This is a genomic window from Fulvimonas soli, from assembly GCF_003148905.1.
Classification (GTDB): domain Bacteria; phylum Pseudomonadota; class Gammaproteobacteria; order Xanthomonadales; family Rhodanobacteraceae; genus Fulvimonas; species Fulvimonas soli.
This window is the reverse complement of record NZ_QGHC01000026.1, coordinates 1-8155: the sequence shown is the minus strand read 5'-3', so window position 1 is coordinate 8155 and position 8155 is coordinate 1. Positions and strand designations below refer to the sequence as shown.

At 59.8% G+C, this 8155-nt stretch carries 5 protein-coding genes; all 5 read left to right on the top strand.

Annotated elements, in window-relative coordinates; translation table 11 throughout:
- The coding region (locus C7456_RS17055; RefSeq protein WP_211306347.1) for a hypothetical protein at positions 1-765 on the top strand (765 nt) is incomplete at its 5' end.
- A 49-nt stretch (positions 766-814) separates the two neighbouring features.
- Complete coding sequence (locus C7456_RS16550) at positions 815-6271, top strand: RHS repeat-associated core domain-containing protein (protein ID WP_170120245.1); 5457 nt, start codon at positions 815-817, stop codon at positions 6269-6271.
- A gap of 2 nt (positions 6272-6273) precedes the next feature.
- The gene (locus tag C7456_RS17050) at positions 6274-6801 is read left to right on the top strand and encodes a hypothetical protein (protein WP_139942892.1); all 528 of its coding nucleotides are present in this window, start codon (positions 6274-6276) and stop codon (positions 6799-6801) included.
- Positions 6802-6887: 86 nt separating this feature from the next.
- Entirely contained in the window at positions 6888-7292 is a 405-nt protein-coding gene (locus C7456_RS17045) for a hypothetical protein (RefSeq protein ID WP_139942891.1), read from the top strand.
- Position 7293: 1 nt separating this feature from the next.
- The gene (locus tag C7456_RS16545; RefSeq protein WP_211306346.1) at positions 7294-7707 is read left to right on the top strand and encodes an SMI1/KNR4 family protein; all 414 of its coding nucleotides are present in this window, start codon (positions 7294-7296) and stop codon (positions 7705-7707) included.
- The last annotated feature ends 448 nt before the right edge of the window (positions 7708-8155 follow it).

Below are 8155 nucleotides of genomic sequence, written 5' to 3'. Positions count from 1 at the left end.
CTGCTCGTCGGTGAATCGCTTCTTCATGGAGCTCTCCTTCCTGTCGAGGGTAGAGAACTCACCAGCCAACTGGCTACACGATCCGTCTCAGGTCAGCAGGGTTCAACCTCCACGGCTAACGTTCTACTTACCAGAGACGTCACGCAGACGATAACCCCGAATGTGAGCGCTACCATTCAGTTGCCAAATTCTGGTCAGAACGGCGAGCAAATATTTCAGGGGGCGGCTGGGCAGTACGTCTCACTTGTCCCAAATGCAATAGCCACGACCCCCTCGAATGCGACCGTTTATTATGCAATGTATGACCCGGATGGCGACTTGGTTGCACATGATTCATTCTATATCGGTTCCACCGTGAATTTTCCTAGATTGGGAAAATCCGGAAACTATTCTATTTACATAGACCCTTACATGGGTGCTCAGGCGAGCATCAACGATACTCTTCTTATTGACAGCGCAGTTTATGCGAATGTGAATGGCCCGGCTGTTTCCGTCTCGGCTACCGTGCGCAATCAGAATGCCTATGTCCTGTTCGAGGCAGTCCAGGGTAGTTCTTATACGGTAAGCGCGAATTGCGTGGCAGATGGCGGCTATGTGGGTATTTATATAAAGGGTCCGTCGGGAAGTAATGTTGGGGCAAGTGGTGGTTGCGGTAGTTACAATAATGGGGCGATTTTGAATAATGCGCCTCAATCAGGCATTTATACTGTCGTTATGTCGGGCGATAAACCTTTTTCTGCAGATGTCAGCGTCACCCAGCCTTGAGAGCAAAACTCTTCCGGTGAGGCGCAGCCTTTCAGCCCAAGGAGTACCCATGATCATGCCGATCACTGCTTCACGCTCATGGATGGCCGGATTGCTTCTTGCGCTATGCGGCGCCGTGGCGACCCCGGCTGCGCATTCGGACCCGGCTGCGCATTCGGATGTGGCTTCTCCGGTCACGCCGACCGATGCCATTGGGGTGTCGCTTGCGGGTGGCGCCAGCGTGCGCTTGGACGCTCGGGCTGGAATCCTCCAGGCGAGCATGCCGAACGGCGAGGCCGTCAAGATCGCAAGCCTGGATCGTCATCCCTATGCACTGGTGGCAATGCCAGATGGCACGGTATGGGTGGAGCGAAGCGATATCGGCACCCGGTCTGCAACCAGCACGGACGGGCTCGTTTACGATCCCGCCACCGGCACGGTATCGCCTGCGCCGGACGCCGGCTTGCCGCGCGCAATCAAACCCGAGTACACCGTCCTGGCGGACGGCACGCTCTTCGTGCTGGACGTGGCGAGTGGTCAGGCCAGCGTGTGGAATCCCCGCACCCATGCTGTGACGGCGCATATCGGGCTGCCGGCGCTGGATGCCGCCGGAACGTCACTGCTGCGCGACGGCGCGGTTCTGCTCGCGTCGGACCGCGCGAGGCTTACGGCCTCTGCCCAGGTGTTCGATCCGGTCATCCGAGGCTTGCGTCCGCTTTCATCGAGTGAATGGGCCGATTTGCAGGAGGCGTCACCGCACTGGTCGGCTGCCGTGCCAGCCGCCGACACTACCGACGTTTCGCCGTCCACGCGGATCTCCCTGGCGTTTTCACAGCCGCTTCTGGCCAGAAGCGTGAACGCCGACAGCGTCGTCCTGTTCGGTCCCGAGGGGCCGGTGTCGTCCCGGCTGGCACTCGTCGACGGCGGACGGGCCCTGTTCATCGTGCCCGACCGGGACTTGTACACCGGTACGCACTACACCGTGTTCCTGAAGGGGTTGCGCACCACTTCAGGCAAGGCTGTTCCCTTTGGAACGTACGGGTTCGCAACCGCATCGCTGTCCGGGGGGCAGGCTCAGAGGACGGATGGCACCAAAGCCGGAGGGGCGGCCAAGGGACACGCGGGAGTGGATGGCACAACGAATGGTTATGCGTCCCAGGTCGAGCAACCCTTGCAACTCTCAACGGGGCCGCACATCGACGGTATCCAGCAATCCAACGGCGATTGTCCCCCGGGCAGCCGGCGAATCGAGCTGTGCCGCGCACGATCTGTCATCCGCGACGGTGCGTTCTACCCGGGGCGCAACAATGCGCTCAGCGACAGCGGCGGGCATTGGCGGACTTACCGTCGGCAGGTGCCGGCGTTGGGGCGTCTCAAGCCGATCACGAGGGAGGGCAAGGTGGTCCGAGCGCTCGCTGCCACGGCGAACGGCAGCGTGAGCGGCCGCATCCTGCGCATCGACGACCGCCCGGTGGCCAACGTCACGGTCAGTTCGGGACGCGTCATGGCGCGCACCGATGCCGACGGCACCTTCGTGCTGCGCGGCCTGCCTGCGGGGCGCCAGACGCTCTTCGTGGACGGTGCCAGCGCCAGTCGGAACAGTTTGGAATACGGCAGCTTCGAGGTCGGCGTCGACGTGCCCGGGAGCGGTACGCTGAAGCTGCCCTACAACATGTACCTGCCGCGCGTGCTGCCGCGCGACAAGGTGCGCATTCCCTCGCCGACCACGCGCGAGGTGGTCATCACCCATCCGGACATGCCGGGGCTGGAGATCGACATTCCGGCCGGCACGGTGATCCACGACCGGAACGGCAGGATCGTCACCGAGCTGGCCATCGTTCCCACGCCGGTGGATCGCGCGCCGTTCCCGACCGGCAACAACTACCCGGTCTATTTCTCGATCCTGCCGGGCGGTGCGGTGATCCAGAGCCTGTCGCCCGATGCCCGTCAGGGCATCCGCATCCGCTATCCCAACTATAGCCATGCCGCTCCCGGCACCGCTGCCAACTTCTGGAACTACGACGACAAGGAAGGCTGGCGCATCTACGGCAAGGGGCATGTCTCGGCCGACGGCCGGCAGTTCGTCCCCGATGAAGGCGTGGGCCTGACCACGACGCTGCACGGCAGCTTCACCCTGGCGCACTACAAGGAGGGTATGAACGGCACGCCGTCGTGCGGCGGTTGCCCCAGCGCGAGCGCGGGCGATCCGGTGGACCTGGCTACTGGCGCGTTCGTACACACCTGGCACGACCTGGGGTTGCAGGACATCACCCCGCTGTCGCTGGACCGCACCTACCGCAGCGGCGACACCCAGGTGCGCGCCTTCGGCAAGGGCATGTCGTCCAGCTTCGACTGGTTCCTGTACGACGAGCTGGACGACTACTCTCAGCCCAAGCTGGTGCTGCCCAACCTGGCCACGTTGCCTTTCAATCCGATCCTGGGCAGCCCGGCCGATTCCGATAGTGACGTCCTGGCCGAATGGCGATACACCGGCAGCCAGGGCCGCTTCTACGGCGCGACGCTGCAGCACCTGCAATACACACACAATCAGTTCGAGGAGCATTGGGTCGTCCATTTGCGCGACGGCACCGAGTACTGGTTCCAGAACGAGCAGCACAACCTCCTCAACCAGATCGTCGATCGCTTCGGCAACGCCACCGTCTTCGATGTGCCGGACGGCCTGCTCTACAGCGTGACCTCGCCCGGCGGCCGCACGATCACCTTCGACTACGATGAGGACAACCGCATCGCCAACGCCACCGACGGCGCCGGCCGCACCGTCAACTACACCTACGACGCCACGGGCCACCTCAGCCGGGTCGACTATCCCGACGGCACGCACGAGCAATACACCTACGACGGCGATGGCAACCTGCTGACCGTCGTCGACCGGCGCGGCCACACCGCGCTCACCAACCAGTACGCCGGCGGCAAGGTTACCAAGCAGACCTACGCCGACAACACGTCCTACACCTTCACCTACGTCGCCGGTTCCGACGGCTACAACACGCAGGCGACGGTGACCGATCCCACCGGCAGCCAGCGCATCACCGTCTTCGACCCGGCCAGCCACTACGCGGCCAGCGAGACGCTGGCCGCGGGCACGCCGCTGGCCCAGACCACCACGTTCACGCGCAACGCGGCCGGCTACGTCACCTCGATGACGGATGCGCTCAACCGCCGGACGACGATGATCTACGACGAGCTGGGCGATCTGACCAGCGTCACGGCCTTGGCCGGCACGCCGATGGCGTCTACGCAAACCTTCACCTACACGCCGGATGACCACCTGGTGGCCACGGTCACCGATCCGCTGAACCACGCCACCACCTTCAGCTATACCGACGGTTGCATGACGGGCATCACCGATGCCCTCGGCCACAGCACTACCATCACCTGCAACGCCTACGGCCAGCCGGTGTCCATCACCGACCCGCTGGGCCACACGGTCAGCTACGGCTACGACGGCTATGCGCTGCGCACGCGCACCGACGCGTTGGGCCGCGTGACGACGTTCACGCTGGATGGCCTGGGGCGGCCGATCGCCACTCAGGACGCGCAGGGACATGTGGTGCGCCGGACCTACGACCTGGACGACCGGGTGGTGGAGACGGTGGACCCGCGCGGCAAGGCAGTGCAGTACGCCTACGACGCCAACGGCAACCTGGTCTCGGTGACGCTGCCCGGCGGTGGCACGATCGGCTACACCTACGATGCCCGTAACCGCCCGATCCAACGCACCGACGCCCTGGGCCAGTCCGAGAGCTGGACCTACGACGGCCTCGATCACGTCCTGACGACCACGGACCGGCAGGGCCAGACCACCACGTACCACTACGACGCGCTGGGTCGGCGTGACCAGGTGACCTACGCCGACGGCGGCACGGTGGCGATCGGCTACGACGCCGGCAACCGCGTCACGCTGCTGGACGACTCCCGGAACGGCGCGCTGCACCGCGACTACGACAGTTTCGACCGCCTGGTGAGCGAGTCGGGTCCGCAGGGGAGCATCGACTACGCCTACGACGCGGCAGGCCGCCGCACACAGATGACGGCGGGCAGCCAGGCGTCGGTGACCTATGGCTACGACGCGGTCAACCGGCTCACGACGCTGGCCCAGGGCGGCGAGCAGGTCGGCTACACCTACGACGACGCCAGCCGGCGCGCCACGCTGACATTGCCCAACGGCATCGTGGCGAGTTACAGCTACGACGCGGCGAACCAGTTGACCGGGATCGGCTACGCGCTCAACGGCACGTCGCTGGGCACGCTGAGCTACGGCTACGACACGGCGGGCCGGCTGGTGCAGCGGGGCGGCACCCTGGGCGGTACGGCCGTGGCATCGGCGACCGGCCCCGGGAGCTTCGATGCCAACAATCGGCAGACGGTGTTCGACGGGGCCACGTTGAGCTACGACGCGGACGGCCACCTGACGGACGACGGTACGCGCAGTTATGTGTGGAACGCGCGAGGCCAGCTGGTGCAGGTCAAGCAGGGCGGCACGGCGACGGCGAGCTACGCCTACGACGCGCTGGGCCGACGGGTGAGCAAGCAGATCGACGGCGGAGCGGCGACGGCATACCTGTACGACGGCCTGGACGTGGTGCAGGAGACGCAGGGCGGCACGCAGAATCCGTTGCTGACCGGGCTGGGCGTGGACGAACGCTACGCGCGCAACGAAGGCGGCACGCGCGCCTACTTTCTGACGGACCTCCTGGGCAGCACGGTGGGCCTGACGGATGGCAGCGGGGCGTGGCTGCAGCAGTATAGCTACGACCCGTACGGCGTGACCACGGCGACGACGGCCACGAGCAATCCGTACCAGTACACGGGCCGGGAGAACGACGGCAACGGGCTGTACTACTACCGGTCGAGGTACTACAGCCCGGCGATGGGACGGTTCCTGAGCGAGGACCCGATCGGGCTGGCCGGGGGTCTGAACGGCTACGCCTATGTGGGCGACCAGCCGACCGACCTGGCGGACCCGAGCGGGAATTGCCCATGGTGCATCGGGGCGGTGATTGGCGGCGGGTTTGATTTGGTGACGCAATTGGCGGCCAATGGAGGGAACTTACATTGCGTCAATTGGTGGGAGGTCGGTGCTTCTGCTGGATTGGGTGCACTGGGGGGAGGGTTTGGTGGAAGTGAACTCAGTAGTGCGCTTAGAGGGATATCCAATACCGCAAAGGGTGAAATAGGCGAAACACTATCAATTGTCGAAAACCGACTCGCAGGAAGTACTCTCGTGGCAAGGAACGAGGCCACTATATCTGGGCTTACAACACAGGTTGATAGTACTTGGATGTCTTTCTCTGGAGATATGTATTTTGTTGAATCGAAATTTGGAATGTCTACTCTTACTCGTGCGCAGCGGGTCGCCAAAAACGCGTTAGGTGACTCATATAAAGTCGAGCGCTGGGGTTATCCTTTCTTCGAAAGGGTTGGGGCGTATGGAGGCGGTACGACTGTCGGCTCCATGTTTGGAAGCAAGGCTGGTAATGGGGGTAGTGACTGTGGGTGTCCATAGACATGAGCACTGAACGAGCATGGTTATTGAAGGCTATTGGTGAAATGTTATTGCCAGAGTTTTTAAGAAAAGGATTTGAAAATTTTACGTTGCCAAGATCCATGGTTGGGCCTGTAGACAGGGAGTTTATTATTAGTCATCCATTCGGATTGCTCAGGCGGCATAGTGAACGCGGTATCGAGCAAGTGGAAATACATTTGGCCTCTAAGGCGCGCGGAGCTTTTAATTTAACTTTTGGGGTCATTCCGAGAGGTGGAATTGATAGTGTTTTTGGTCGTATAGATGCAGGTGAGTCGTTGGTGACATGGATGGACGAATTTTTTGGATTGTATTGTAATCCAAAATCTTTTAAGCCATTTGCTGTGCATGGTAGGTGGTGGTCAAGAAAGGAGGTCACGGAAGCTGATTGCATTGCTTTGGTCAATAAAGTTATTAATTTAATCCCTGAGATTGAACGGGCGTTGAGCAAAGGGGAAGTCGGGCCGCATGTAAGACGAATGGTCCGCGGCAAGCGACCTCCAGATGACTGATTGCTGCATCACGCAGCGCGCCTGCCCCATAATCGACAGGGGGGCGGTAGACCTGACGGGGTGGCAGCAGCTACGACCCATACGGCATGATCACGACGACGACGGTCACAATGGCTGCCGCCTATGTGGGCGACCAGCTGACCGGCCTGGCGTATCCGAGCGGGAATTGTCCATGGTGCGTCGGGGCAGTCCTCGGCGGCGGCTTGAACATGGCGATGCAGTTGTTCCAGTACAACGGTGATTGGTCGTGCGTGGACTGGGGGCATATTGGTGCAGACACGATGATCGGGGCGGCGGCGAATTCAGCAAATAGAGCATTTCGGCAAGAACAGGGGTTTGTTAATCAGCCAGTTGATATACGTGAAATTCAGCCAATAAAGTTTGGTGGTAATCCAACTGATTCTGCAAACAAAATTGTGCTTCCACGTAACTTCCATCGTCAGCAGGTCACTCCATGGTGGAATCAACTTTTGCGAGATCTGGGTGGATGAAATGAATAATGTTATAAAAAAAATGAGGGATTCGGGATGGGTATTAAATCCTGGCGTCTCAGACTTTGACCTGGATGAGGCTAGGAAAAGTATGGGATTATTTTTGCCAGAAGATTTTTTAAATTTTCTAATTACGCATAATGGGGGGGAGGGCTATTTAGGAGAGGAGTATTTAATTTTATGGAAATTAAATGAATTATTGGAATTCAATGATGATTATGAGGTAGAAAAATATGCCCCAGGATTATTTTTGTTTGGGTCAAATGGCGGGGGGGAGGGTTTTGCTTTTGATAGAGATAATGCGATGGTGATTGTTATGATACCGTTTATTGGAATGAATAGAAAGTACGCAAGATTTTTGGCTAATGACTTTACTTCTTTTCTGCTTAGATTTTTTTCAAGTCAACATGAATAATAAAAAACGGGGCCGACCCATTGGGGGGGAACTATTCTATATCACTCCAATAATTCTTGGGGGTAATCCTCATGACAACAAAAACAAGATTTGGCTTACCAGAAAGCAGCACATAGAAGCGGTGCGCTATTGGAACGGTATAATTTCTAATTTGCAAAAAAAATATAAATAAACTGCCTTGACTGCGGAATTGAGTGGCAATTGGATGGGTTGTTTCATCTGGGCTTTTGTTTTATTTGCTTCAACAATACGGTGGGCCTGACGGATGGCAGCGGGGCGTGGCTGCAGCAGTACAGCTACGACCCGTACGGCGTGACCACGGCGACGACGGCTGACCTGCCCCCACTGAGCCGTACCAAGTGAAGCTGTAAAGTCCGTCAACCACGAGGACGGACATGAAGAAGAGTCGCTTCACCACCGAGCAGATCATCGGGTTCATCAAGCAGGC

Excerpts from the sequence above, each read along its gene's own strand:
- C7456_RS16550 (WP_170120245.1), top strand. The coding sequence starts at position 815 with ATGATCATGCCGATCACTGCTTCACGCTCATGGATGGCCGGATTGCTT.
- C7456_RS17050 (WP_139942892.1), top strand. The coding sequence starts at position 6,274 with ATGAGCACTGAACGAGCATGGTTATTGAAGGCTATTGGTGAAATGTTA.
- C7456_RS17045 (WP_139942891.1), top strand. The coding sequence starts at position 6,888 with ATGATCACGACGACGACGGTCACAATGGCTGCCGCCTATGTGGGCGAC.
- C7456_RS16545 (WP_211306346.1), top strand. The coding sequence starts at position 7,294 with ATGAATAATGTTATAAAAAAAATGAGGGATTCGGGATGGGTATTAAAT.